The sequence below is a fragment of the Agrobacterium vitis genome (assembly GCF_037039395.1).
Classification (GTDB): domain Bacteria; phylum Pseudomonadota; class Alphaproteobacteria; order Rhizobiales; family Rhizobiaceae; genus Allorhizobium; species Allorhizobium vitis_E.
In genome coordinates, this window is sequence record NZ_CP146244.1 from 579481 (window position 1) to 604471 (window position 24991).

Sequence of the window (24991 nt, forward strand, 5' to 3'; positions counted from 1 at the left end):
TGTGTTCGATATTGTTGTGGCCGGGGCGGGACCGGCAGGGGCCATTGCCGCCCGTCACCTTGCTCGCGCAGGCCGGTCTGTCGTCATGCTCGACCGGCTGCGTTCCCATACACCGCGTCTAGGCGAAACATTGCCGGGCGCGGCGCAAAGGCTTTTGGTTCAGCAGGGTCTTGCCGATCTTGCCGTGCCAGGGCCGCACCATGCTCCGGTTGGCGGCGGCCTGACGGTCTGGGGCGATGAGCATGTGGTGGCAAGCGATACTTTGCGTGATCCCTATGGGCCTGGTCTGCGCCTGGATCGTGCCCAGTTCGATGCGGATCTTCGCAATGCCAGCCTTGAAGCCAATGGCCTTTGGTGGAAGGTGAATGTCAGCGACATCAAAAGGCAAGACGGGTTGTGGGTGATCGGGCTGGATGACGGGCGTATCATCCGCGCTCCCTATATTATCGATGCGACGGGGCGTTCGGCGCGGATTGTCCGCCTGCTTAGTGTTGCACAGCAACGCGGGGCTGCGCTGGTCTCTCTATATCAAGTCGCAAAGCCCCAAAAAAATGCTGATCTGGAGCGGACGCTGATCGAGGCCACGCCTGATGGCTGGATTTATGCGGGCCGGCTTGCAAATGGCTTTTGGGCCGTTGGCTATCACACATCGCCCCAGGAGGCTGTGCGGCTGCGGCGATTGCCCGATCGCCGTATTGCAATTTTTACTGAAGCGCCCCATTTGACCTCCTGTCTGGGGGCGCTGGAATGGGAGGGGCCGGTCTTTGCCCGTGATGCCCGCAGTCTGAGCGCCATCGCACCGTGCGGTGAAGGTTGGTATGCTGTCGGGGATGCCGCCCTGGCTTTTGATCCGATTGCAGGCCAAGGCCTGTTCAATGCCCTTCGCACTGGAATGGCAGCAGCCGAGGGCATTCTTGCTTCTTCAGCGACGGGCTTGTCGTCTTACACGCAGGAACTGGCGCGCGTCCGGGCAATCTATAGCACCCGGCGGCAAAGCCTCTATTGCTCTGAAAGCCGTTGGCTGGAAAATGATTTCTGGAGAGTGCAGCAAGATCGGGAGACTGGACCTATTGATGTGGCTCGCCAACGCATCGCCACATGAAGGGCTGCCAAGCGGGTTTTACTCCCCTTGAGATTTTGCAATCTGTTTGGGCGGCACATTTCCATTTCTCTCGACCCGGTCACGGTGAAGCGCCGCACGGGCCAGCATCATCAGCGTGACTGGTGTTGTGACCGTAACGAAAATGCCGATCAGGATTTCATGGATCGCCAGGCGCGACGATGCAATTGAAAAAAAGATCATCGATCCAAGCATGATCCCACCGACGCCCCAGCTGGTTCCAAGCGTTGGCGCGTGGATGCGCTCATAGAAGGTTGGCAAGCGCAGGAATCCGATTGCGCCAATCAGCGCCAGCGTCGCGCCAACCAGCAGGAAAAAGGCAATGCAGATGGCGGCCCAGACCGGAATATCCGTTGCGGAATAGATCATTCGATCACCTCCCCACGCATCAGAAATTTACCCAGGGCTACGGAGGCCACAAATCCCAACATGCCGATCACCAGGGCGGCTTCAAAATAAATCACCCGGCCCGTGCCGATACCGAAAGTCACCAGGAGCAACATGGCATTGATGTAGAACGTGTCGAGGCCGATGATCCGGTCCTGAGCGCGGGGTCCGATGAACATTCGCACCGAAACGATAGCCATGGAGGCGACGAGCATCAATTGGGCGAGCGAGACGGCGCTGAAGAGAATAATTGCACTCATGCGAATATCTCCAATAGCAGTTTTTCGTAGCGGTTCTTGATCGTATCGCGCCAGACGGATTCGTCTTTGATATCGAGCACATGAAGAAGCACGGAATTGTCGTTGGAATCATATTCAAGCCAGGCCGAACCCGGTGTGCTTGTCAGGATCACCGCCAGCACTGCTAGTGCGAATTGGCTCTTGATTTCCAGCTGAATAATCACAAATCCCGGATCGTGCTGCCGCGATCCGCTCCTGATGATGATGGCGGCCACGGCAATGTTCGACTTGGCGATATCGTAGAGCACGACAAGAAACAGCTTGGGCAGAAGATACCATTTTTTCAGGTGCGGCTTTTCAGGACGCAGCGATGCCATGGCCCAGCCTGCGAAGACAGCGACGAATATGCCCAGGATCAAATGGCCAAGGGTGAAACCATTGAGCAGCAGCCACATGACGACCAGCGACAGGGTGAGAACCGGATAGGGCAACATTACTCGCTCTCCTTTCCGGCGCTGGGCTCGATTTTAAAGGCGGGAATTTGCGTCGCATTGCGAACCGCATCGATGTAATTTGCCGGCTTGCTCAATGCGCGGATCGTCGTGTCCATATATTGCATTGCCGGTCCGGCCTGGATGGTCAGAGCGAGCGTGAGCGCCAGCAAAAACATCACGGGTACGATTTCGATGACGAGGACACGCGGAACGGTGCCTTCGATAGAGCTCCAGAACGTGCGGATGCCAGCGCGGGTCATGGAAATCAGCGCGGCGATACCCGAGAGAATGACCAGCACGATCAGCGCCCAGATCGCTATGGTCGGTGGCGACCCGATGGCACCGGTGCCCATCATCGCCGACAGCATCGCAAATTTGGCGATGAAGCCGGACAGCGGCGGCAGGCCGGAGAGCAATATTCCGCAGGCAGCAAAACAAACGCCGAGGATCGCCATGGTGCCGGGCATTGTGACGCCCTCTTCTTCATAGGGCGCCTGCTCATCCGCATCGCCATAGGCATCCATCGTCACCGCAAGAACATTGGCGCCGGCATCCTGCCCCCGTTCGACAAGCTCGATCAGCATGAAGAATGCGCTGATGGTCAGTGTCGAGCTGACAAGATAAAGCAGAGCGCCAGAGGAGACGGCCCCGTCATTGATCCCGACAACCATCAACAAGGTACCCGAAGACACTAGAACCGAAAACCCGGCCAGCCGCCCAAGGGCCTGGGAGGCGAGGACACCAATCGTCCCGAAAATAAGCGTTGCCATGCCGCCATAGAGCAGCACGCCCGCGCCAAAGCCCGCCGATGGGCCTTCCCCGAACAACAGCATGGTCAGCCGCAGGATGACATAGATCCCGAGCTTGCTCATGATGGCGAAAATGCCGGCCACGGGAGCCGCCGCGGCGCTATAGGCGGTCGGTAGCCAGAAGCAGAGCGGCCACATGCCCGCCTTAATGAGGAAGACGACACCCAATATGCCAGCGCCTGCTTCCATCAACATGCGACGGTCCGGTTCCATTTCAGGAATGCGGGCCGCAAGATCGGCCATGTTGAGGGTGCCAGCCGTGCCATAAATCAAGCTGACGCCGATCAGGAACAGCAGGGCGGCGACCAGGTTGACGGCAATGTAATGCAGCCCCGCCTTGACCCGAAGCGGTCCGGACCCATGCAGCAGGAGACCATAGGATGCGGCCAGCATCACCTCGAAAAACACGAAGAGATTGAAGAGGTCTCCCGTCAGGAAAGCGCCGTTGACGCCCATCAGCAGCAGTTGGAACATGCTGTGAAAATGTGCGCCGACCGCATGCCAGCGGGCAAACGAAAACACCAGGGCCGGGATGGCGAGCAATGCCGTCAACAGCAGCATCAGGGCCGACAAACCATCCAGCACCAGCACGATGCCGAACGGCGCGGCCCAGTTGCCAACCAGATAGACGCCCTCGAAGCTGTTCGGTCCGCTCTCGATGCGAAACAGAATAATGGCGATGGCAGTCAGCACGACCGCGGAGACAAGGCTGATCATCGCCTTGGTCAGCCTTCGGCGCTCATCGACGAGCAGAAGCACCGCACTGGCAACCAACGGCACCAGCACGGGTGCAATGATCAGATGGTGGGCCCAACCATTCATTTCGGTTCGTTCCTCCCATCGACATGGTCGCTTCCCGTCAGACCGCGCGAGGCCAGCAACACCACCAGAAACAAGGCGGTCGTTGCAAAGCCGATGACGATAGCCGTTAAAACGAGCGCTTGCGGCACCGGGTCCGCCAGATGTCCAGCCCCGTCATCGCCAAGGATGGGTGGCACATTGGCCTTGACGCCGCCGACACCGAAGATGAACAGGTTCACGGCATAGGACAGCAGCGAAAGCCCGACGATTACCTGATAAGTGCGAGGACGCAGGATAAGCCAGACGCCGCAGCCGGTCATGACGCCGATGGCGATCGATAGAACAAGCTCCATCACCCTTCCTCCGATTTCGAAGCATCGATCGTGCGCAGACGATTGATGCGCAAGGACTGATGCGCGAGAGCGACGAGAATAAGAACCGTGGAGCCGACCACGAGAGAAAACACGCCGAGATCAAACAGCAGCGCCGTTGCCGCCGGGATCTTTCCAATCAACGGTAAGTCGATATAGCGGGAATGGGAGGTGAGGAAAGGATATCCCAGCAACCAGGCGCCGATGCCGGTGGCGACAGCGGTTAGCAGGCCTGCACCCATCCAGCGCAGCGGCAGAATACGGATACGATCTTCCGCCCAGCGTGTGCCACCCGCCAGATATTGCAGCAGAAACGCAATCGACAGCGTCAATCCGGCAGAAAAACCACCGCCCGGCAGGTCATGTCCACGCATGAACAGGTAGACCGACAACGTGACGATGACTGGAAACAGCCATTGCATGATGACCGAGGGAACCAGAAGATAGTCACGCACCGTATCGCCCGCCGACCGTTCCGGCCGTTCCTCATCGAAGCGGTTTTGCGCCTGCTGCTGTTCCGGCATGCCCATGCTGTCTTCGGCAGGGCGGAAGCGGCGCAAAAGCCCGTAAACCGTCAGTGCCACGACCCCGAGAACGGCGATCTCGCCCAGCGTATCGAAACCACGGAAATCCACCAGTATGACATTGACCACATTGCGGCCACCGCCCTGCGAATAGGCGTTTTCCAGGAAATAGCTGGCGATAGCATCGGGAACCGGCATGGTCATCACCGCATAGGCGGTGAACGACATGGCGACACCGCAGAGAACCGCGAGGGCAAAATCCCGAAACCGGCGAAACCTCGCCCTCAAGGTCATGGTCTCACCAAGTCCTTCGGACCGCTTGGGCAGCCAGCGCAGGCCGAGAAGGATGAGGACCGTGGTGACGATTTCGACCAGCAATTGGGTGATGGCGAGATCAGGGGCCGAGAGCCAGACGAAGGTGAGGCAGACGATAAGACCGACGCCACCGAGCATCACCAATGATGCGAGACGGTGGTATTTCGCCAGATAGGCGGTGCCGAGGGCAAGGCAGATGCCGATGGCCCAAAGGGCTGCAAACACCGGATCGGCGCCGGAATAGACAAGCGGGCGAACCTCGAAGCCTCTGAGGTAAAGAGGCAGCATTCCCGCCGCAAAACCCACTGTCACCAGCCAGCGGAGTTGCGGCTGTAGCTTGCGGGTGCCGAGACGACGTTCGGCGATACGTGCCCAGTGCCAGGAGACTTCAACGATAACGCGCTCGAAAATGCGCTGGCCTTTGAACTTGTGAAAAAACGGCGGACCATCGTGGCAGCGGGCGAAATAATCCTTCAACAGGAAATAGATCAGTCCGCCGCCGACAAGGGCGATCATGCTCATCACCAGGGGCAGATTGATGCCATGCCAGATTGCCAGACTGTATTCCGGCGTATCGGCTCTGAGAACACTGACGACGGCGACGTGAAGAAAGGGACCGATCGAGATTGCCGGGATGACGCCGACGATCAGGCAGACCAGCACAAGAAACTCGACGGGAAACCGCATCCAGCGCGGCGGCTCGTGTGGACGGGTAACCGGGAGATCCTGAGGCGGCGGGCCAAAGAACACGGTATGAATGAACCGCAGGGAATAGGCGACGCTGAAAGCGCCAGCAAGCGTAGCGACATAGGGCAGGATGATATCCAGGATCGAATCCGCATGGGTTTCAACCGCTTCGGCAAAGAACATTTCCTTGGACAGAAAACCGTTGAGAAGCGGAACGCCTGCCATGGCGGCACTGGCGACGATGGCAAGCGTTGCGGTGAACGGCATGAAACGGAACAGGCCGCTCAGCCGTCGCATGTCGCGGGTTCCCGTCTCGTGATCGATGATCCCAGCTGCCATGAAGAGCGACGCCTTGAAGGTCGCATGGTTCAGCATGTGGAAAATGGCCGCCACTGTTGCCAATGGGCTTCCCAGGCTGAGCAATGTGGTGATCAGTCCGAGATGACTGATGGTCGAATAGGCAAGCAGCCCTTTGAGATCCTGCTGGAACATCGCAAAATAGGCGCCGAGCAACAAGGTCGTGATCCCAGCCGCTCCGACGATCCAGAACCATTCATAGGTGCCTGATAGCACAGGCCAGAAACGAACCAGCAGAAACACCCCGGCTTTGACCATGGTTGCCGAATGCAGAAAGGCCGAAACCGGGGTTGGAGCGGCCATGGCGTTTGGAAGCCAGAAATGAAACGGAAACTGGGCGCTTTTCGTCAATGCGCCGAGCAATATGAACACTAGGGCGGGGACATAAAGAGAATGTTCGCGAATGACATTGCCGGAATCGAGAATGGTATCGAGATCATAGCTGCCGACGATATTGCCGAGCAGAATAAGGCCGATCAACAGGCAGAAACCGCCAATCCCGGTAATGGTCAGCGCCATTCGGGCGCCGTCGCGCGCATTAGGGTTGTTGTGCCAATAGCTGATCAGCAGGAATGAAAAGATACTTGTCAGTTCCCAGAAGACCGACAGGAGGATGACATTTCCCGAAAGCACGATGCCAAGCATCGCGCCCATGAAGGCCAGCAGAAAGGAGAAGAACCGGGGAACAGGATCTTCTTCAGACATATAATAGCGGGCATAGAGCACGACCAGAAAGCCGATGGCTGCGATCAGCATGGTGAAGATCCATGCCAGGCCATCCATCCGCAGCGTAAAATCCAGACCAAGCTGCGGCAGCCATGGCATGTTGAACTTTACGACGCCGCCATCGGCGACCGCCGGATAGAGACTTGCCGTCAGCGCCAGCGAAATGAGCATGACAATAGCGGCCGAGCCTGCCGGAAGGCGGCGAGATGGCGTATTCAGCAAAAATACAGATAAGAGACTTCCGACGAACGGCAGAAGCAACAGAACAACGAGCAGAGACGGTCCAGCTGTTATCCCAACGCATTATTTCCTTTTGATTCGAGCCCGGATTGCATACGCAGCTCAATGGATTGGCATCTAGCGATCCGCGCTTTATTGCGCTATATGATGGATATCAATCAATATGGGTGATACTTGGCGATGGGTCAAGGAAATGAGTCCAAGTTTTTAACACCAGCGCTGTGTCGCGCAGCACGCGGCCTTCTGGATTGGACGCAACAGGACCTTGCCGAGCGCGCGGGTGTCTCGCGCAGCACCATCAAGGATTACGAAAACTGTCGTCACGATCTTCATCGTGCCACCGCAGCCCAGTTGAGCCTTGCTTTGGAAGGGGGAGGTGTCGTCTTCCTTCGCCTTGATGATGGCAAAGTTGGGCTATGCTCCAAATGATAATGGAATGTATGCTGCCAGAAGGCTTTCTTCCCGATGTGCGTTAGAATTATTGCGCAAGTGGCTGGCTGACGTTTCGTTGTTCAAGCGTCTTGCATGCTATGTCCGTCCGGTTCCAGAAACGCGAAATTGCTCATTTTATAATCGCCCCGCGTGCTTGACACATTTTTAGGCCACCCTTAACAATTTCTACCAAATGGTAAAAAAAGGGGTTCAGAATGGGTAAGCAGTTTTTGATGTCGCGTCGGTCCATACTGGCGTCGGGTATGGCTCTGGGTGTCAGCGCTTTTGCGCCATCCTTGCGGGCGGCAGCGCCGATCAAGGTGGCTGGCATTCATGGTTCGCCTGTGGAAAATGCATGGAACTCGGTGCTGCACAAGGCTTTGCAGGATGCAGCCAAGGAAGGCGTGATTGAATATGTGTTTTCCGAGGGCGTGTCCGGCACAGATTATCCGCGCGCGATGCGCGAATATGCCGAGCAGAATGCCAAATTGATCATTGGCGAAACTTTCCCCGTCGAAAAGCAGGCGCGCGAAGTTGCTGCCGATTATCCGAAGACGGCCTTTGTCATGGGCTCCAGCGGCAAGCTGTCCGGCGATAATTTTGGTGTTTTCGGCACATGGAATTTTGACGGTGCCTATCTGGCCGGGATGCTGGCTGGCAAGATGACCAAATCCAACATCGTCGGCTCTGTAGGTGCCATGCCGATCCCGGAAGTGAATATGCTGATCAACGCATTTGGCGCAGGCGTAAAAGCCGTCAACCCCAATGCCAAGCACCTTGTGACCTTCATCGGCACGTTCTTTGATCCGCCAAAAGCACGCGAAGCGGGCCTTGCCCAGATTGATGCAGGCGCAGACATTCTGTTTGGTGAACGCATTGGCACGGCAGATGCAGCCAAAGAACGCGGCATCAAATCCGTTGGCTCGTTGATCGATTACACTCCCCGTTATCCCAACACAGTGTTTGCCAACGCGCTGTGGAACTTCCGCCCAATCCTCAATGCCGCTCTGGCCGATGTTGCAGCCGGTAAACCAACCGGCCGCGATTACACCGCCTATGGCCTGATGAAGGAAGGTGGCAGCGACATTGTTTTCGTCAAGGGTGTGGCTCCCGCTGATGCCGAAGCGGCCATGGAAGCCAAGCGCGCCGAGATCAAGGCCGGAACGTTTGAAGTGCCAAAAATCATGACCGAGCCAAAGTAAGCCAACCATGCAAGCTGATGCTACTGCTCTGGCCCAAGCAATCGCACGCGGTCGCTTGTCTGCAACCGAGGCAATGCAGGCCGCAATCTCTGCCACTGAGGCGCTCAATGATCTGGGTGCCATTGCCTATATCGATGCGGAAAAAGGCCTTGAGGCGGCGAGGACACTCGATGCCCTGCCGCTGGACGCCACGCCGCGCTCTGCCATGGCCTTTGCAGGCGTGCCAACGCTCGCCAAGGATCTGGGCGGGCCGTTTGCGGGTTTTCCGGTGGTGGCGGGATCAAGGCTCATGGCGCGCCGTGGCGGGCTGGTTGATTCCGATCTGGCGGTGCGTTTTCGAGCTGAGGGCTTTTGCGTTTTCGGCCTGACCACCAGCCCGGAATTTGGCCTTTCGCTGGCAAGCGAGCCGCAGATTGGCCCCATCTGCCGTAATCCGCTGGATAGTGCCCGCACGGCTGGCGGATCTTCTGGTGGTGCTGCGGCCGCTGTTGCTGCTGGCATTGTGGCCATTGCCCATGCCACCGATGCGGGCGGCTCCATCCGCGTGCCCGCCGCTTGCTGCGGCCTTGTTGGCCTGAAACCCAGCCGAGGGGCCATGCCCTCTGGGCCCAGCTTTGGCAATCATTTGGGCGGTATTGCCAGCGAGTTGGTCATTTCCCGATCCGTGCGCGACACGGCAACTAGCTTTTCTGTGCTCAGTGGCAATGTGAAAGGTCCATTCCCGCCATTTTCGCCCACGCCGCCAAAGGCTGGCCGCTTGCGCATCGGCATTCTCACCGACACTGGCGATCAATACGCCACCGACAGTGACCGCTTGGTGGCAATTGATGAGGCAGGGCAAGCATTGGAAGCCGATGGCCATCAGCTTGTGCCCATTGCCTTTTCACAAATCGCCCAGCCAGCGGCGGCAAGCAACGATGCCTTTGTCAATATCGTCTGTGCTAATCTCGCCGAAACGTTTTCGAAATTCAACCTTGATGCATCCAAGACCGAAACACTGACACAGGCGACCATTGAGCGCGGACTGGCACTGCCCGCCGCCCATCTCTGGCGCAGCCTTAACGCCATGGTGCTTGTCAGCCGCGATCTATGGCGGTTGTTCGAGGATGTTGATTGTCTGTTGTGCCCGATGCTGTCATCAGCACCCTTGCCAATCGGCTCTTTCCCCAGCGATCATCGCGATACCGATCTGCATTTCGACCGTATGGCGCGCTTTGCACCGCTCGCAGCCCTTGCCAATGCGTCAGGCTGCCCGGCCATCACCCTGCCATATGGAAGCGATGCTTCCGGCTTGCCACTTCCGGTGCAAATGCTGGCCCCGATGGGCAGTGAGCCGCTGCTTTTACAACTGGCGGACCGCCTTGAGCAGGACGAGCGATTCCAGCAAAGATTTCCGATTGCTGGATTTGCACCATGACCGTGCCAGTGCTCGACATCATTGGGGTCAGCAAACGGTTTGGCAGCAATCGGGCCAATGATGACATTTCGCTATCACTGGCGAAGGGCGAAATTCTGGCGCTACTGGGGGAAAACGGGGCGGGAAAAACCACCCTGATGAGCATCCTTTTTGGCCATTATGTGCCAGATACCGGCAAGGTTCTGGTGGAGGGCAAGGAGTTGCCACCCGGCAAACCGCGCGCCGCCATTCGGGCAGGCATTGGCATGGTGCATCAGCATTTTTCGCTGGCCCCAAACCTGACCGTTTTGGAAAACGTCACAACGGGAACAGAGAGCCTATGGTCCCCGCGGTCACGGCGTGCGCAGGCACGGGAAAAGCTCATGGCCATTTCCAGCCGCTTTGGCCTGAAAGTCGATCCCGATGCCCGTCTCGGTGATCTCTCGGTGGGCGAGCAGCAGCGTGTCGAAATCCTCAAGGCGCTCTACAATGATGCCCGCATTCTGGTGCTGGATGAACCGACCGCCGTTCTCACCCAAGTTGAGGCGGAAACACTGTTTGCCACCTTGAAAGACATGGCAGCACAGGGCCTGTCGCTGATTTTCATTTCCCACAAGCTGGATGAGGTGATGTCTGCCGCCGACCGGATCGTGGTGCTGCGGGGCGGGCGGCGGGTGGCGGAACGCAAGGCAGCAGATACCAGCAAGGCAGAGCTTGCCGAGCTTATGGTGGGGCGCACTGTGACCCGACCCGTGCGAGAGGCCTCCAAACCCGGTGATATTGTTCTGGAAGCAGCACACCTGAGCGTCCGCAAAGACGGGGTCGATGTGCTGAAGGCAATCGATTTCCGGCTGCGGGCTGGCGAGGTTCTCGGCATCATTGGCGTTTCCGGCAATGGTCAGGGCGCTTTGGCGCAAGTGCTCTCCGGCACCATGCCGCATACGGCTGGCAACCTTCTGGTGTTCGGCACCCCGATGGATAGTCTCTCGGTGGCAGATGCCGTGACGGCTGGCATCGGTCGCATTCCTGAAGACCGCAATAAGGAAGGCGTGATCGGCGAGATGGCGATCTGGGAAAATGCTATCCTTGAGCGCCTCCCTGCCTTTTCACGGCGCGGTCTTGTTAATCGCAAGGCGGGGATGGAATTCGCCCGCACCATCATCGAACAATTCGATGTACGCGGTGGCACGCCCGCCAGCCGCATCCGGCTGCTGTCCGGCGGCAATATGCAGAAACTTATTCTGGGCCGCAACCTCATCAATCGACCCCGTATTCTTCTGGCGGCCCAGCCCGCGCGGGGTCTGGACGAAGGGGCGGTGGCGGCGGTACATGAGCGCATTCTCGAAGCACGCAGGGCCGGAACCGCTGTGCTGCTGATTTCCGAGGATCTGGACGAGGTTATGGCGCTAGCCGACCGCATTCAGGCCATTGTTGGTGGAAAGCTCTCGCCGCCGATCAACGCGGAGGACGCCAATGCCCGCAAACTCGGCCTGATGATGGCAGGTGAATGGCAGACGGAGATGTCCCATGCGGTTTGAGCGACGCGAACATCGTCCGCTTGTGCTGGTTATCGCCACGCCGATCATGGCCATTGTCGCCGCGTTGGCGATCTCAGGCATTCTCATTGCCATAGCCGGTGCACCGGTTCTGGAAGCCTATTGGCGGATTCTCACCGGTGCTTTCGGCTCGCGACTTTCAACCACAGAAACACTGACCCGCGCGACACCCCTGATACTGACAGGTCTTTCGGCGGCAGTGGCGTTTCGGGCGCGGCTGTGGAACATTGGGGCCGAGGGCCAGCTTTATCTCGGTGCCATCACCGTTGCGGCGGCAAGTTCGCATCTTTTGGGTGATTTACCCCCAGTGATCCAGATTCCCGCCCTGCTGATCCTCGGCGCACTTGCGGGCATGGTTTTGTTGCTCCTGCCGCTTTGGCTGCGCCTGCGCTTTTCCGTGGACGAAGTGGTGACAACCCTGCTGCTCAATTTCGTTGCCGTGCTGTTTGTCTCAATGCTGATTGATACCGTGTTGAAAGACCCGATGGCTTTCGGTTGGCCGCAATCGCAATCGGTGGCCGATGCTGCCATGTTGCCAAAGCTGCTTTCGCGCTCACGCCTGCATTTGGGCCTCGTCATTGCCGTGCTGCTGGCTCTTGTGCTGCATTTTGTCCAGCAGCGTACGGTGTTTGGCATTCGCTCAAGAGCGGCTGGCCTCAACCCGGCAGGGGCCGTTTTTGCTGGCGTGCCGCTTGGCCGCACGCTGGTCACAGTTGCCTGCATTTCCGGTGGTCTTGCGGGGCTTGCAGGGGCTGTGGAAGTCATGGGCGTCAAGGGCTATGTGACGACGGACCTTTCTCCCGGCTATGGCTATTCGGGCATTGTGGTGGCCATGCTGGCCAATCTTAATCCGCTGGGCGTTGTGCTGGCGGCGCTGTTTACGGCCACCATGTTCGTCGGTGCCGACGGCATGAGCCGCGCCATGGGCATTCCCAGCTATATTGCCGATGTGACGGTGGCGCTCTCGCTACTGACCATGCTGACCGCGCTGTTTTTCACCCAATACAGGATTGTCCGATGAGTGCCATGATGGACATCCTTGTTTCAACGGGTCTTTGGGCCGCAGTCCTCAGGATTGCGACGCCACTGATTTTCGGCACGCTGGGCGCTTTATTGTGCGAACGGGCGGGCGTGCTTAATCTCGGCATCGAAGGCATTATGACGTTCGGTGCCATGATTGGCTGGTTATCGGTCTATCACGGTGCTGATCTGTGGACTGGCCTTTTGATTGCGGCACTTGCGGGCGGTGTTTTCGGCACTTTACATGCGCTTTTGACGGTCACGCTCGGACTATCCCAGCATGTCTGTGGCCTCGGGATTACGCTGTTTGCGTCCAGCTTCAGCTATTACACCTTCCGTCTGGCGGTTCCAGTCGCAGGCTCCCCGCCCACCATCGTTCCGTTCAAGCCGATAGCCATTCCGGGTCTCAGCGATCTGCCCTTTGTCGGCCCTGCCTTTTTCGTGCAGACACCGCCAACCTATCTTGCCATTCTGCTGGCGGTCATTCTCGCCTATGTCATCTTTCGCACCCCACTGGGCCTTGCCATCCGCATGACCGGCGAAAACCCCCATGCGGCGGAAGCGCAAGGAATTAACCCAATGGCGGTGCGCTACGGTGCCGTGATTGCTGGCTCGGCCCTGATGGGCATGGCCGGGGCTTTCCTGACGCTGTCGGCGTTCAACAGCTTTTTCCCCACCATGGTGCAGGGACGCGGCTGGATTTGCATTGCACTCGTGGTGTTTTCATCGTGGCGTCCGGGGCGGGCGCTGCTGGGTGCACTGCTTTTTGCATTTTTCGATGGCTTTCAACTGCGCCTGCAAACGGCGCTGGGCGGGGCAGTGCCCTACCAACTGTTTCTGATGACCCCCTACATCCTGTCCATCGCCGCCCTTGCGGTGATGGCGCGCCGCGCCCGCGTACCGCAGGCGCTGATGCAACCCTATCGGCGCGGCGAGCGCTGAGCGAAGGAAACACGCCATGTTCGATCTCATCATCCGCAATGCCAACCTGCCAGATGGCCGCAAGGGTTTCGATATTGGCCTTTCCGGCGGAAAGATCACCGCCATCGAAAAGCGGCTGGATGCTGTGTGCGGCGAGGAGATCGATGCAACGGGCCGCCTCGTTAGCCCACCCTTTTGCGATCCGCATTTTCACATGGATGCAACGCTGTCACTTGGCATGCCGCGCATGAATGTGTCAGGCACATTGCTGGAAGGCATCGCGCTCTGGGGCGAGCTGCGACCGCTGCTGACCAAGGAGGCGCTGGTTGAACGCGCCTTGCGCTACTGCGATCTCGCGGTCTCTCAAGGCCTGCTGTTTATCCGAAGCCACGTCGATACGTCCGATCCAAGACTGGTCACAGCAGAAGCTTTGATTGAGGTGCGCGAACGGGTGGCACCCTATATCCAGTTGCAGCTCGTGGCCTTTCCGCAGGATGGCTATTACCGTGCTGAAGGCGGCGTTTCCTCGCTCAACCGCGCACTGGATATGGGCATAGACATCGTCGGCGGCATTCCGCATTTCGAGCGGACGATGGATGAGGGGCGATTGTCGCTGGAGGCTCTCTGCCGTATCGCTGCCGAGCGGGGCCTGCCAGTCGATATCCATTGCGACGAGACTGACGATCCGATGTCACGCCATATCGAGACGCTGGCGGCGGAAACCATTCGCCATGGGCTGCAAGGCCGCGTGGCGGGATCGCATCTCACCTCCATGCATTCCATGGATAATTATTACGTCTCCAAGCTTATTCCGCTGATGGCGGAAGCGCAGATCAATGTCATCCCCAACCCGCTGATCAACATCATGCTCCAGGGCCGCCACGACACCTATCCGAAACGTCGCGGCATGACACGGGTGCGCGAGTTGATGGCGGCGGGCCTCAACGTCTCCTTCGGTCAGGATTGCACCATGGACCCTTGGTATTCTATGGGATCAGCCGACATGCTGGAGGTGGGCCATATGGCCATCCATGTGGCGCAGATGGGTGGGCTGGACGACAAGCGACAGATTTTTGACGCTCTCACCGTCAATTCCGCGAAAACCATGGGTCTCGAAGGCTATGGCCTAGAGATTGGCTGCAAGGCCGATCTCGTGGTGTTGCAGGCCGCTGACGTGTTTGAGGCGCTACGCCTCAAGCCCTCGCGCCTGTTCGTGGTCAAGGGCGGCAAGGTGATTTCCCGCACAGCACCCCGCATTGGAGAGCTGTTTCTGGAAGGTCGCCCTGCGGCTATTGATAGCGGGCGCGATTACGTGCCGGTTTACTGATCCGACATTGAATTGTAGCGGTAACGACGATAACCAGCCCCAAGGCCAAGCTGGCGCAGGCTGGATTCGAGATGCGGTAGCAGCGTTTCTACCGCCTGCCAGGCGTCTCGTTCCGCTGATGTTTCCGGGCGTGATAAAATGGCCTCGATTTCCGCCATCACGGCATCGCGGTCCACGGTTGTCACGCGACCGCCATCGACGACCAGTCTTCCACCAACGAAAACCTGTTCTATGGCGTGACGCCCACCGCGATGCAGCAGGGCTTCCACGGGCGGAGTGCGTGGGTTGATGGCTGGGCGGGCGATGCGGTTCATGTCCATCAGCACGATATCGGCTTGCCAGCCGGGTTCGAGGCGTCCGGTAAATCCACCGAACCCGGCAGAGGCCGCGCCATGTTCGCTGGCCATTTGCAGTACCGCGCCCGCATCCGGCCTATCGTTCCAAAGCCCGGTTTCCCGATGCAGCGCCCAGACCAGTTTCATTTCCAGCGTCATGTCGCGGTCGTCGGCAATATTCGACTGGTCGATGCCGAGGGCCACCGGAATACCACGCCGCCGCATCTCGTTGAGAGGCGCGATGCCACTGCCGAGCCTGAGGCCGGAAGAGGCATTGTGGCAGATGGTACAGCCGCAGGAGGCGATGATGTCGAGATCCTCGCCGCTCGTCCAGTTGCCGTGGCCAAGCGTCACATTGGCATCAAGGCATTGCAGTTTTTGCAGATGCTTGACCGCGCTGCGGCCATAGGTGCGCCGGGCAAATTCCGCCTGCCGCTCGGTTTCGAGAAGATGCATGTGAACCTGGCCACCAGCCGCCTTGGCCGTCTCGAAAATCGTCTGCAAGGCATCATCGCTGCACCAGTGCAGATTGGCGGGCGCCAGATTCATGCGGATATGCTGCGGGTCGTTTTTCATAAAACGATTGCGCAGGTCCTGGTAGAATTCCATCAGCCGGGCTACCGGAATATCGGCATTCGCCAGCTGTGGCGCAATCCAGTCACGCGCCTTGGCAGGCAGGCGGCTCAAGATATCGGCATCCGGCTCGTAGGACAGAATATTGCGGTCGCGGATCATGAAGCAATAGCCGAGCCGCATGCCGATTTCGCCATAGGCCGAGATGGTTGCTTCTGCCGTCTGCATCCAGCTATCCGGCGTGCCGGAAAAGCCGCTATGGATGTGCTGCACGGTGGTCGTGCCGCTTTCCAGCATTTCGATCGCCGAATAAAGCGTATCCAGCCGCTGGTCGATGCGGCGCATGGCGCGAAATTGCGGCAGCCAGAGTTCCAGTGGCGCAAAAGGCACGCCTTGCATCAGCGGCGTCACACCGAAATGGTGGTGCGCGTTGACGAGGCCCGGCATGGCAATCATCCGGCGCGAGCCAAAGCGTGGCAGGTGGTCATTGCCATAGCCGACCGCTTCCATCGGCCCGATTTGGGCAATCATCCCCTTCTCGACGCGGATACCGACATCGTGACGCATGGTCATTTTGCCATCCGCGCCAAGGCCGGTCAGCCCGGTGCCGGCCTCAAGGCCGGTCAGCACGGTGCCGGCCTCGATGATGCAATCTGCGCCGGGATTGTCCGGCATCGCAATGGCCTGTGTCATGTCCGATAGTCTCCAATCAGGCCGAGACGCCGCGCTGCGGCCACGCGACAGAGCGGGTCTGCATAGATCGTCATTTCCTGCGCTGCCGAATAGGCAAGGCTGATATCATGTTCGTCATAGCTGCTGGCTGCCGCCGCAAAAATCTCCGGCCAATCCGGTACGGGCAGCGCACGCCAGCGCGAGATCTCCTCCTCCAGCGGCAGGGTCGGAAAGTCCAGTTCACGCATCAGCGCCGCAATCGCCTGCCAGAATACCCGCAGCAGGGTGCCCTGGGTTTGCCGGTCGCAAGTGGGGCTGAGCAGGCGTATCCAATGCAGGCCTGTGACCACATGAAGGGCGGCGAAATGCTGAGTGGCCGCAAATAAGCGGATGGCGACATCAGCCATTTTTTCCATCGTATCGGAGCCGATCTCTAGCCAGTCTACAACAGGAACAAAATCCGGCAGGGCGGCAGCGTCACGCATGTTCTGCCACAGAAGATCATGAAGCGTCAGCGTGTGCATGGGGGCGATCAGCGTGACCCGGCGCAGCACTTCTGCCGGATCATCGGTGACAGGGCTTGCGCCGGTCGCAGGCGGCAGTGCCAGATAGGTCGCCGCCCAATAGGCAAGCGCAATGGCGATATCATCTTCGTTTTGGCGCAACACGCCATAGGCCGTGCGCATCAGGGCGTGGAAGGCGCTTGCCGCTACGCCTGGTGCAAGATCCGGCAGATAGTGCTTGAGCGCTGCCTCTATTCCGAGCCGGGAGACTTCAGCGGAAAAAAACAGCCGCAGATCCGGCTCCCGCTCGCGTTGACCGAGAACGGAGCGCCAGCTTGCTGCATCAAGCGGCGTGGATGGCTGGCCGAAGGGCAGCAGTTTTTTATAGCTTTTATAGTGGTTGAAAAAACGGCGCATCTGGGCAGGTGTGCCGCCAATTTCGGCCAGGGCGCAGAGCACCATGGGCGCATGGTTGGCGAAGGTACCGGTAAATTCCGATCCCCAGACGGGCATTTCGGCAAGCAGTGCCTCGACCTCCGCTGCTTTGGCTGGTGCCATCATGGTGTTCTCCTCGCTCAGCACAGGTTCGAAAAGCGCGTCTGCGATGTAAGTTGCGAAAGATCGAAGGCCTGCGTCGCAGCAATCAGGTTGACAAGTCCGTCGGCGGCACGATCAAGCACGATCTGGCCCTTCTGCGCCGTTGCATTGCTGGCATTTCCGCAGACGCCAGCCGGATGCAGATCCTGCGCCTGCCAGCCGAAACCCACGGCACCTTCTGCCGTCAACATGCTACCGGCCTCGGCAATCGCCACCGTCAGGGGGATGAAATCCTCGGCTTTGTCCATGGCCACCCGCTCCGGCGCAATTGCCAGCATCATGCTGGTTTCGATGTCGCCACCATGGATGCCGTGGTCGATTTCCTCGCGTGAAAACAGATCCTCCACCGGCGCGATGCGGAACCAGGAAAAGGAAACCGCCAACATGCCAAGCTCGATACGGATATCGCGGCAGATGATGTCCATCAGCGCCATCTGGCCGCCATGGGAATTGAACAGAATCAATTTCGCCGCACCCGCACGTTTGACGCTGCGGGCCAGATCCAGCCAGACGTGGCGCAGGGTTTCGCCGGAGATCGCCAACGTGCCGGGGAAGGCGATGTGCTCGTCGGATTTCCCGACCACCATGGGCGGCAGGAACAGGACGTCGGTGTCCGGCTGCAAGCGTTCCACCGTGCGCCGGATGATCTCCGCATTGATGGCCGCATCGACATCGACGGGCAGATGCGGGCCGTGTTGCTCGACAGCGGCGATGGGAAGCACCACCACGGTTTTTGAGAGATCCCGATCGGCAAAGGCCTGGGTTGAATGATCGACCCAGTAGAAAGACCTGATCATGATGCTTTTTCCATCATCCGTGCCGCATTTCGGGCAGCAATATCAGCTTCGAAATCATCACTGACCGGCAGGTCCTGCGAGCAATAGGCCTCCAGCCCCGGCAGGATAGCCTGTTCCTGATCCAGCAACATTCGGCGCTCGATACCGCGCACCACCCTTGGCAGCGCATAGCGATGGCCGCTGATCGAGGTGGAATGCGGGCCATGGCTGACGAAACTCGCGCTGTTGAAGGCAAAAACCCGGCTGACCCAGCTGTCTTCCGGCACCTTCGGTAGGAACGCATAATAGGGGTCGAGATAGGGCAATTGCGACAGCCGCGCATCTTCCTCTCCGGCGGGAGGCGTGAAGTGCTCACTCCAAAGCGCAACTTTTGGGGCCAGGGTTTTCAGTTCCGGGCGTGCTGAGAGATCGACATCCATGCCGGTTGCCAGCAAAAGGTGATCGAAAACCAGCACGCCATCGGGCGTTTTCACCGACACGGCGCCGTCCTTTTCAAAAACCTCCAGCCACGGTGTGGCGGGGCGCAGGGTAAAGCCCGGCAGGGCCATGGCCGTCTCAAAGGCGCGCACCGGCGGTGGCTGATCGGTACTGCGGAAAAACCGGGCGATTTGCCAGCGAGTATGGTCGGAAAGCGCCCCAAAACCACTGAGAAGCGGCGGTGCTTCCAAAGCGCGGTGCGGATTGGTGCGGGGCAGACGTGTCCGGCGAAAGCAGAGATCGACCGAGGCAGCGCCGCTGTTCAGCGCGGTGACGGCATTGTCGAAGGCTGAGGCGCCGTGACCGAGAATGCCGATCCGCTTGCCCTTCAAGCGATGGAAATCCACCGGTCCGTTGGTATGGTCATAGAACTCTGGTGGCAAAGCGTCTGAAATGAAGCGCGGCACCCGCCAGGCACCGGCACCGTCAAATCCGGTGGCCAGAACCACGGCCCGCGCCAGATGGCGCTCGACATGTCCCTGCCGCAGAGTGATGACGGCCATAAGGTCGCCTTCGGGCGACACATCCGTAACGCTTGTTTCATTGGTAATGGCAATGTCGAAAACCTCGGCATACCAGTCCAGATAGGCCTTCCAATCGGTGCGGGGGATGCGGCCCAGCGTCTGCCAGGCCTCGAGCCCATAGCGGGTTTCGAACCAGCGGCGCACCGAGAGATTGGCGACGTTGAATTCGTTGCCGACCGCCGTTTTGGGGGTGCGCAATTCTTCCATGCGGGCAAAGGTGATCCATGGCCCTTCCGCGCCAGCCGGGGCGCTGTCGAACAGGCGGATCTGCTGGACCCCATCCCATTTCAGCGCCGCCGCAATGGTGATCGCCGACTGTCCCCCGCCAACGATGGCGACATCGCAGACGGATGGGGCAGAGACGGACAGTGGCGCAAGCCAGGGAGCCGCCGGATAGGCGAGGGCGGCAAGATCGGCTCTTGCAGCGTCCTTTAAACGGGCAAGTGCTGCGACGGCGTCGGGGAGAGGGTCAAGCATGGTCTGAGGGTCCTGAAACACTGTGTTTGTGCCGATTGCGGCGATAAAGCTCGCTGGCAATGACAATCAAGGCTGTCAGCAAAAGCACCACGACCTGCATGGCGTTGAGGTCGGGCTTCAGCTCGCGCCGGAATTGCGATGCGACGATCAACGACAGCGGCTGGGTGCGACCGGCGAGAAACATCGAAATGGTCAGATCTGCGAGCGACAGGATGACACCGATGGAATAGGCCGCGCCGATGGCGCCCTTCAACTGCGGCAGCACGATACGGCGAAAACTTTGCCAGGGGGTGGCCCCCAAATCGCGAGCGGCATCTTCCAGCCGTTTGTCGAGACGGATGACGGTGGCGGCAATGATGGTGGTAGCAAACGGGATGGCGACCAATGTTTGCGCAGCGATCAGCGCACCGGCCCCGCGTCCCAGCCCTACCCAGTTCATCAGCATGGCCTGGGCAATCGACAGCACCGTTTTCGGTACCAGAAACGGCAGGACAATCAGAAAGATGAAGACCGGACGAAGGGCGAGCTTTGACGAAGCAAGGGCCAGGGCCGCGCAAAGACCGATCAAGGCCGCCAGCAGGCCAACGGGCTGTGAGATCAGGAAACTGGTCAGGAAGCCATTCAGAAAGGTCGCATTGCCGAACAGGTCTTTGTACCAGGACAGCGTGAAACCGCTTAACGGAAAAGCCATCAGGCTGGAGGCATTGAAGGAAAAAAGCGCCAGCACGATGATCGGCAGGTAGAAGAAGCCGACAGCCAAGCCAAGTGTCAGGATGATCCGCCGGTTCATTTCAAGCTCCCCTGAAGGACGGCCCGCGCCCCTTTCAGCCGCAGCAGCAGCCAGGCCATAGTGCTTGCCGTTGCAAACAGCGCAATTAACAGGCACAGCGCCAGGGCTGAGGCGAGCGGCCAGTCGAAAGCCGTGCCGAACAGGTTGTCGATCATCGTCATCGGGGTTGCGCCGGAGGTGCCACCCAGCATGCTTGGTGTCAGCATGTCACCGGCGGCGAGGGCGAAGACTGCCAGCAAGCCGACAGCAAGGCCCGGCACCGTCAGCGGAAAGATCACCCTTGTGAAGGCATCGAGTGGGCGGGCGCCGAGATCGCGGGCGGCTTCGATCAAGCGTCGATCGATCAATTCCGTCGAAATCCAGATTGGCAGCACCATGAAGGGCAGCGTGTCGTAGAGAAGAACGAGATGGGTGGTGAAAGGCGAAAACAACAGGAATTTGACGGGCTGATCAATCAGACCAAGCCATTTCAACACCGCATTGACCAGCCCTTCGGAGCCCAGAACCACACGCCAAGCATAGATGCGGACGATTTCGCCGGTATAAAGCGGCGTCAACAGCACGATCTGGGCAATGCCCTTCCAGGCGATAGGCAGCCGGGAAATGGCGAGCGCGATGGGATAACCGAGCACCGCCGCCAGAAGGGCGGTGACCAGCCCGGACAGAACCGCCTTGCCGATCAACAGGGCAAAGACCGGATTGGAGATCATCTGCCCCCAGCTATGCAGGGAAAGGTCCGGCACCATGACGAAAGCATCCAGATCCACCGTGAACAGGCTGAAGGCCACCAGCAGCATCAGCGGCAAGAGACAGCCCAGGACCAGCAGCAGTGAGACGGGAAGCGCCAGATGCGCACGGTTGAGGGCGAGCGTCATGATGCAAGCCTCGTGATGAAGCAGGAAGCGCAGTCGAGCGTCATCGTGATTGTCGAGTCCGGTTCCGCTGGCCGGTCAGCCATCAGCCGCGCCGTCACGCCTGATATGTCCGCCTCGATCAGATAACGGTCGCCCTTGAAGACGGCATGTCGGACCTTCCCTGTGAGAGCTAGAGATGGCGGAGCATGTCCATCCGTTGCGCCGAGCCGCAAATGTTCAGGCCGGATCACCAGGGCGGCGCGTTCGCCTTTCGCAAGACCATGGATGGCTGAAGTGGTGATGGTTCCAAGCGGCGTCCCGATGGTTGCCGTCTCCGTATCAATCGCCAGAATTTCGCCCTCCACCAGGCTCGCCGAGCCGATAAAATCGGCGACGAACGTGTCGGCAGGTCGCGCATACAGCGTCACCGGGTCGGCTTTCTGGGCGATCTTGCCCTTGTTCATCACCACGACGATATCCGACAGCGCAAACGCTTCCTCCTGGTCATGGGTGACATAGACGAAAGCAATGCCGAGGCGCCGTTGCAGGTCTTTCAGCTCGATCTGCAAATGCCCGCGCATCTTGCGATCCAATGCCGAAAGCGGCTCATCAAGCAACAGCAGATGCGGCTCGGCGATGATGGCGCGGGCCACCGCCACCCGTTGCTGCTGGCCACCCGACAGCTGGTGCGGATAGCGGCTGCTGAATTCGCCCATGTGTACGGCGTCCAGCGCGCGCTTCACACGCGGTGCCGGGTCCTGTGCGCCACGGCGCAAGGTGAGGGAAAAGGCGACATTCTCGAACACGGTCAGATGCGGAAACAGGGCGTAATTCTGGAACACCGTGTTGACCGGCCGCCGCTCGGGCGGCACGCCCGCCAATGAGCGTCCGTCGAGAACCAGCGACCCGGCATCCGGGGCCTCGAAACCGCCGATCATCCGCAGGATCGTCGTTTTGCCGCAGCCGGAGGGGCCGAGAAAGGTGGTGAAGGCGCGCTCTGGAATCTCCAGGTCCACGCCATCGACCGCACGGTTGCGGCCATAGGACTTGACGAGGCCTCTTGCGGACAAGAGCATCGGCAAACCGGTTCCGAGGTTTTGGTCCGGTGCTGTCGTATCCCATGCCTGCGTCATGCCTCAGCTCGCCTTGACTTCGTTCCAGATTTTCAGCCAGTCGGAATAATTGGGCGGAGCTACCGGCCACATGAAGGATTTCATCACGTCCATATCGTCAACGAAGATCGTTGCCTGTTCTTCATGCGAAAGCTTGTCACGGATAACCGAGGAGGTGGTGGCGTAATGACCGATCCGGGCCACATCGGTGGAATAGCTCGGCCCAAGCAGATAATTGATGAATTTATAGCCGATTTCGGTTTTTTCCGGCGAAAGATCGGCAGGCATGCCGAAGCAGTCGCACCAGCCCATCACGCCAGCTTTCGGCTTGGCCATGCCCATTGGCAGCTTGGCCTGTAGCTCGTCATAGGGTACGCGCCAGGAGAAGGCGCAGGAGACTTCGCCTGTGGCGAAAAGATTGGTCAGGTCGCCGATGGTCTGCCAGTAGGTGCGCAGCAGCGGCTTCTGGGTGATCAGCAGTTTCTTCGCCTCGGCCAGTTCCTTGGCCTCCATCACGAACACTTTGTCGCGCGGCACACCGGCAACCAGACCGGCGATGGCGATGGATTCCAGGGCGTAATCGCGCATGGCGAGCTGGCCGGAATATTTCGCATCGAAGAGCGTGGTATAATCAGGCTCCTTGTCGAACTTGTCCTTGCGGTAGACGATCGGGTTCAGGCCCCAGAGATAGGGAATGGCAAAGGTCTTGCCAGCCTCGTCCATTACCTTGGGTGTGGATTTGAAGACATCATACATCAGGCTGGCATTGGGAATTTTCGACAGGTCCAGCTCCTTCAGCAGACCGGCCTTGATATAGCGCCAACTGCCGTTCAGCGACGGATTGATCATGTCCCAATCGGCAGCGGCCCCGGTTTTCAGCGCGGCAAACTGTGCGTCTTCGCTGGAGAGATAGGAAAGCTTGACCTTGACGCCGGTTTCCTTTTCAAAGGCGGCAACATATTCAGGATGGCCGTTGGAGTCCCAGGTTGCCCAGACCATGTCGGAGACTGCGGCGCGTGCGATGCCCGCATTTGAAACCACCCCTGCGGCAGCACCCGCCGCCATTCCCGCCAGCACGTCACGCCGTGTGATACCTGTCCGTTTCATGGAGCCCCATCCGGTTCTTGTTGCGATGAGGACAGTGTGCGGACTTTCGATCGAAACGGCCATAAGGCAAAGGCAATAGTGTCTATTGCGTTGATCGAACCACCTTCAGCTGAGCTGCATGTGGCGCACCGGCGGAAGAGGCAAGGGGCCGGGGCGGTCGAGCGCTTGCATCTCGGTGGAGGCATTCTTGATCATCCGGCGCAGCCACGCCTGGTCTGGCGCGTGATGTTTGCGGTCGTGCCAGAGCGTATAGAAGTGCATCTGCCCCAATTCAACCGGAGCGTCCAGAACCGCGAAGGGGAAGGTTTGCGCCACCTGTTCGGCAAAGTGCCGTCCGGTGGTGAAGACGAGGTCGGAGCGGGCCAGCACGTAGGGCGCGATGGAATATTCCGGCACCGTGGCGCGGATATGCCGCTTGACGCCGAGATCGAGCAATCGTCCGTCGATGGGGCTGAATTGCGCGTCCCGTTCTGACGTCGGGGACAGATGGCTTTCCTCGAGATATTCATCGAGCCGGATGCGATCCCGGTTGCGTCGCGCAAAACGATGCGTGGATCTGACCATGCAGACGATATCGGTCTTCAGCATCGGCGCGATGCGCAGGTGCTCCGGCGGGTGGGGCCAATTGCCGATCACTGCGTCGATCCGGCCCTCAGACAATCCCGATAGCAGGTCATCCTGGGATGGCATTGGCGAGGCATCGATGGAAATGCCGGGGGCCATGTCGGTGATCGCGCCGATCAGTTGCGGCATGAACACGGTGCCGAGACAATTGCTGGCAACAATGCGAAAATGACGAACGGATGCGGCGGGATCGAAAGCGGTCGGAGAAATCAGGTGGGTATCGATCCGTCCGAGAATGTCATTCATAGCCGAGCGCAGCGCCAGCCCGCGCTCGGTCGGCACCAGCGCGCTGCCGGAACGCACCAGCAGCGGGTCCTGAAAAATATCGCGCAGCCGCTTCAGGGTCAGGCTGACGGTCGGCTGCGCCTGGCCCAGCAGATCGGCTGTGCGCGACACGCTGCATTCCGTCAGCAGCAAGCGCAGGGTGCGCATCATACGGATATCGAGATTTGCATAGGCCTGCTCCGACATGCTCGTACTCCTTTGACGGTGAGTAACTTGATGAAAAGCATTTTCTATGCCAGTTGCCGGCTGGGTAACGGGGGCCTTTCCGCTTTCGAGCCTATGCCAGGCGACCCCGCCGCCAGCACAGGTCCCAAGCACAATGAGGCGGTTTCGCCCGGTC

General features: G+C 59.3%; 23 protein-coding genes. 8 read left to right on the top strand and 15 right to left on the bottom strand.

Translation table 11 applies throughout. The features are described 5' to 3' along the window. Position 1 precedes the first annotated feature (1 nt). On the top strand, positions 2-1102 hold the full coding sequence (locus tag V6582_RS23985) for an FAD-dependent monooxygenase (RefSeq protein WP_197434269.1): 1101 nt from the start codon (positions 2-4) through the stop codon (positions 1100-1102). Between the two features lie 18 nt (positions 1103-1120). Here V6582_RS23985 and mnhG read toward each other — a convergent pair whose 3' ends face one another. From mnhG to V6582_RS24015, 6 genes are read right to left on the bottom strand one after another with little or no spacing between them, the layout of a single operon-like run. After that, positions 1121-1489 (bottom strand): monovalent cation/H(+) antiporter subunit G, encoded by a 369-nt coding sequence (gene mnhG / locus V6582_RS23990; RefSeq protein WP_156630387.1) that lies wholly within the window; start codon positions 1487-1489, stop codon positions 1121-1123. After that, positions 1486-1767: a K+/H+ antiporter subunit F gene (locus tag V6582_RS23995; protein WP_156630386.1), complete on the bottom strand. Its 282-nt coding sequence runs from the start codon at positions 1765-1767 to the stop codon at positions 1486-1488. Before V6582_RS23995 ends, mnhG begins: the two co-directional genes overlap by 4 nt. Beyond that, positions 1764-2240, bottom strand: a complete 477-nt coding sequence (locus tag V6582_RS24000) for a Na+/H+ antiporter subunit E (protein WP_156547297.1) — start codon at positions 2238-2240, stop codon at positions 1764-1766. The genes V6582_RS23995 and V6582_RS24000 overlap by 4 nt, the downstream gene beginning before the upstream one ends. Next, positions 2240-3871, bottom strand: a complete 1632-nt coding sequence (locus V6582_RS24005; RefSeq protein WP_156630385.1) for a monovalent cation/H+ antiporter subunit D — start codon at positions 3869-3871, stop codon at positions 2240-2242. The genes V6582_RS24000 and V6582_RS24005 overlap by 1 nt, the downstream gene beginning before the upstream one ends. Beyond that, positions 3868-4203: a Na+/H+ antiporter subunit C gene (locus V6582_RS24010; protein ID WP_012653663.1), complete on the bottom strand. Its 336-nt coding sequence runs from the start codon at positions 4201-4203 to the stop codon at positions 3868-3870. The genes V6582_RS24005 and V6582_RS24010 overlap by 4 nt, the downstream gene beginning before the upstream one ends. Then, entirely contained in the window at positions 4203-7124 is a 2922-nt protein-coding gene (locus tag V6582_RS24015; RefSeq protein ID WP_337739165.1) for a monovalent cation/H+ antiporter subunit A, read from the bottom strand. Before V6582_RS24015 ends, V6582_RS24010 begins: the two co-directional genes overlap by 1 nt. Before the next feature lie 126 nt (positions 7125-7250). Here V6582_RS24015 and V6582_RS24020 point away from each other — a divergent pair, with 126 nt between their 5' ends. From V6582_RS24020 to V6582_RS24050, 7 genes are all read left to right on the top strand, one after another. After that, positions 7251-7499 (top strand): helix-turn-helix transcriptional regulator, encoded by a 249-nt coding sequence (locus V6582_RS24020; protein WP_156630383.1) that lies wholly within the window; start codon positions 7251-7253, stop codon positions 7497-7499. Positions 7500-7717: 218 nt separating this feature from the next. Beyond that, positions 7718-8704, top strand: coding sequence for a BMP family protein (locus V6582_RS24025; protein ID WP_156630382.1), 987 nt, complete (start codon positions 7718-7720; stop codon positions 8702-8704). A gap of 7 nt (positions 8705-8711) precedes the next feature. Next, positions 8712-10121: an amidase gene (locus tag V6582_RS24030; protein ID WP_156630381.1), complete on the top strand. Its 1410-nt coding sequence runs from the start codon at positions 8712-8714 to the stop codon at positions 10119-10121. Then, positions 10118-11638: an ABC transporter ATP-binding protein gene (locus tag V6582_RS24035; RefSeq protein WP_156630380.1), complete on the top strand. Its 1521-nt coding sequence runs from the start codon at positions 10118-10120 to the stop codon at positions 11636-11638. Before V6582_RS24030 ends, V6582_RS24035 begins: the two co-directional genes overlap by 4 nt. Beyond that, complete coding sequence (locus V6582_RS24040; RefSeq protein ID WP_156630379.1) at positions 11628-12677, top strand: ABC transporter permease; 1050 nt, start codon at positions 11628-11630, stop codon at positions 12675-12677. Before V6582_RS24035 ends, V6582_RS24040 begins: the two co-directional genes overlap by 11 nt. Next, positions 12674-13618, top strand: a complete 945-nt coding sequence (locus tag V6582_RS24045; RefSeq protein WP_156630378.1) for an ABC transporter permease — start codon at positions 12674-12676, stop codon at positions 13616-13618. Before V6582_RS24040 ends, V6582_RS24045 begins: the two co-directional genes overlap by 4 nt. A gap of 16 nt (positions 13619-13634) precedes the next feature. After that, positions 13635-14924, top strand: coding sequence for an amidohydrolase family protein (locus V6582_RS24050; protein WP_156630377.1), 1290 nt, complete (start codon positions 13635-13637; stop codon positions 14922-14924). Here V6582_RS24050 and V6582_RS24055 read toward each other — a convergent pair. The 9 genes from V6582_RS24055 to V6582_RS24095 all read right to left on the bottom strand — a co-directional run bounded on the left by V6582_RS24055 (position 14918) and on the right by V6582_RS24095 (position 24837). Further along, positions 14918-16525 (bottom strand): amidohydrolase family protein, encoded by a 1608-nt coding sequence (locus V6582_RS24055; protein ID WP_156630376.1) that lies wholly within the window; start codon positions 16523-16525, stop codon positions 14918-14920. The genes V6582_RS24050 and V6582_RS24055 overlap by 7 nt on opposite strands. Then, positions 16522-17568 carry a questin oxidase family protein gene (locus V6582_RS24060; protein ID WP_156630375.1) on the bottom strand — a complete coding sequence of 349 codons (1047 nt, stop codon included), beginning with the start codon at positions 17566-17568 and terminating at the stop codon, positions 16522-16524. Before V6582_RS24060 ends, V6582_RS24055 begins: the two co-directional genes overlap by 4 nt. 14 nt (positions 17569-17582) lie before the next feature. Next, on the bottom strand, positions 17583-18401 hold the full coding sequence (locus V6582_RS24065; RefSeq protein WP_156630374.1) for a creatininase family protein: 819 nt from the start codon (positions 18399-18401) through the stop codon (positions 17583-17585). Continuing rightward, positions 18398-19879: a SidA/IucD/PvdA family monooxygenase gene (locus V6582_RS24070; RefSeq protein WP_156630373.1), complete on the bottom strand. Its 1482-nt coding sequence runs from the start codon at positions 19877-19879 to the stop codon at positions 18398-18400. Before V6582_RS24070 ends, V6582_RS24065 begins: the two co-directional genes overlap by 4 nt. Further along, positions 19872-20669 (bottom strand): ABC transporter permease, encoded by a 798-nt coding sequence (locus V6582_RS24075; RefSeq protein WP_156630372.1) that lies wholly within the window; start codon positions 20667-20669, stop codon positions 19872-19874. The genes V6582_RS24070 and V6582_RS24075 overlap by 8 nt, the downstream gene beginning before the upstream one ends. After that, complete coding sequence (locus V6582_RS24080) at positions 20666-21544, bottom strand: ABC transporter permease (protein ID WP_156630371.1); 879 nt, start codon at positions 21542-21544, stop codon at positions 20666-20668. Before V6582_RS24080 ends, V6582_RS24075 begins: the two co-directional genes overlap by 4 nt. Then, positions 21541-22656, bottom strand: a complete 1116-nt coding sequence (locus tag V6582_RS24085) for an ABC transporter ATP-binding protein (protein WP_156630370.1) — start codon at positions 22654-22656, stop codon at positions 21541-21543. Before V6582_RS24085 ends, V6582_RS24080 begins: the two co-directional genes overlap by 4 nt. A 3-nt stretch (positions 22657-22659) precedes the next feature. After that, positions 22660-23742 carry an extracellular solute-binding protein gene (locus V6582_RS24090; RefSeq protein ID WP_234889549.1) on the bottom strand — a complete coding sequence of 361 codons (1083 nt, stop codon included), beginning with the start codon at positions 23740-23742 and terminating at the stop codon, positions 22660-22662. A gap of 105 nt (positions 23743-23847) precedes the next feature. Continuing rightward, complete coding sequence (locus V6582_RS24095) at positions 23848-24837, bottom strand: LysR substrate-binding domain-containing protein (RefSeq protein ID WP_156630369.1); 990 nt, start codon at positions 24835-24837, stop codon at positions 23848-23850. Positions 24838-24991 lie beyond the last annotated feature (154 nt).

Bases quoted from the DNA above. Each gene is read 5' to 3' on its own strand.
- mnhG (WP_156630387.1), bottom strand. From the start codon at position 1,489: ATGATCTATTCCGCAACGGATATTCCGGTCTGGGCCGCCATCTGCATT.
- V6582_RS23995 (WP_156630386.1), bottom strand. From the start codon at position 1,767: ATGAGTGCAATTATTCTCTTCAGCGCCGTCTCGCTCGCCCAATTGATG.
- V6582_RS24000 (WP_156547297.1), bottom strand. From the start codon at position 2,240: ATGTTGCCCTATCCGGTTCTCACCCTGTCGCTGGTCGTCATGTGGCTG.
- V6582_RS24005 (WP_156630385.1), bottom strand. From the start codon at position 3,871: ATGAATGGTTGGGCCCACCATCTGATCATTGCACCCGTGCTGGTGCCG.
- V6582_RS24010 (WP_012653663.1), bottom strand. From the start codon at position 4,203: ATGGAGCTTGTTCTATCGATCGCCATCGGCGTCATGACCGGCTGCGGC.
- V6582_RS24020 (WP_156630383.1), top strand. From the start codon at position 7,251: ATGGGTCAAGGAAATGAGTCCAAGTTTTTAACACCAGCGCTGTGTCGC.
- V6582_RS24025 (WP_156630382.1), top strand. From the start codon at position 7,718: ATGGGTAAGCAGTTTTTGATGTCGCGTCGGTCCATACTGGCGTCGGGT.
- V6582_RS24030 (WP_156630381.1), top strand. From the start codon at position 8,712: ATGCAAGCTGATGCTACTGCTCTGGCCCAAGCAATCGCACGCGGTCGC.
- V6582_RS24035 (WP_156630380.1), top strand. From the start codon at position 10,118: ATGACCGTGCCAGTGCTCGACATCATTGGGGTCAGCAAACGGTTTGGC.
- V6582_RS24040 (WP_156630379.1), top strand. From the start codon at position 11,628: ATGCGGTTTGAGCGACGCGAACATCGTCCGCTTGTGCTGGTTATCGCC.
- V6582_RS24045 (WP_156630378.1), top strand. From the start codon at position 12,674: ATGAGTGCCATGATGGACATCCTTGTTTCAACGGGTCTTTGGGCCGCA.
- V6582_RS24050 (WP_156630377.1), top strand. From the start codon at position 13,635: ATGTTCGATCTCATCATCCGCAATGCCAACCTGCCAGATGGCCGCAAG.
- V6582_RS24055 (WP_156630376.1), bottom strand. From the start codon at position 16,525: ATGACACAGGCCATTGCGATGCCGGACAATCCCGGCGCAGATTGCATC.
- V6582_RS24060 (WP_156630375.1), bottom strand. From the start codon at position 17,568: ATGATGGCACCAGCCAAAGCAGCGGAGGTCGAGGCACTGCTTGCCGAA.
- V6582_RS24065 (WP_156630374.1), bottom strand. From the start codon at position 18,401: ATGATCAGGTCTTTCTACTGGGTCGATCATTCAACCCAGGCCTTTGCC.
- V6582_RS24070 (WP_156630373.1), bottom strand. From the start codon at position 19,879: ATGCTTGACCCTCTCCCCGACGCCGTCGCAGCACTTGCCCGTTTAAAG.
- V6582_RS24075 (WP_156630372.1), bottom strand. From the start codon at position 20,669: ATGAACCGGCGGATCATCCTGACACTTGGCTTGGCTGTCGGCTTCTTC.
- V6582_RS24080 (WP_156630371.1), bottom strand. From the start codon at position 21,544: ATGACGCTCGCCCTCAACCGTGCGCATCTGGCGCTTCCCGTCTCACTG.
- V6582_RS24085 (WP_156630370.1), bottom strand. From the start codon at position 22,656: ATGACGCAGGCATGGGATACGACAGCACCGGACCAAAACCTCGGAACC.
- V6582_RS24090 (WP_234889549.1), bottom strand. From the start codon at position 23,742: ATGAAACGGACAGGTATCACACGGCGTGACGTGCTGGCGGGAATGGCG.
- V6582_RS24095 (WP_156630369.1), bottom strand. From the start codon at position 24,837: ATGTCGGAGCAGGCCTATGCAAATCTCGATATCCGTATGATGCGCACC.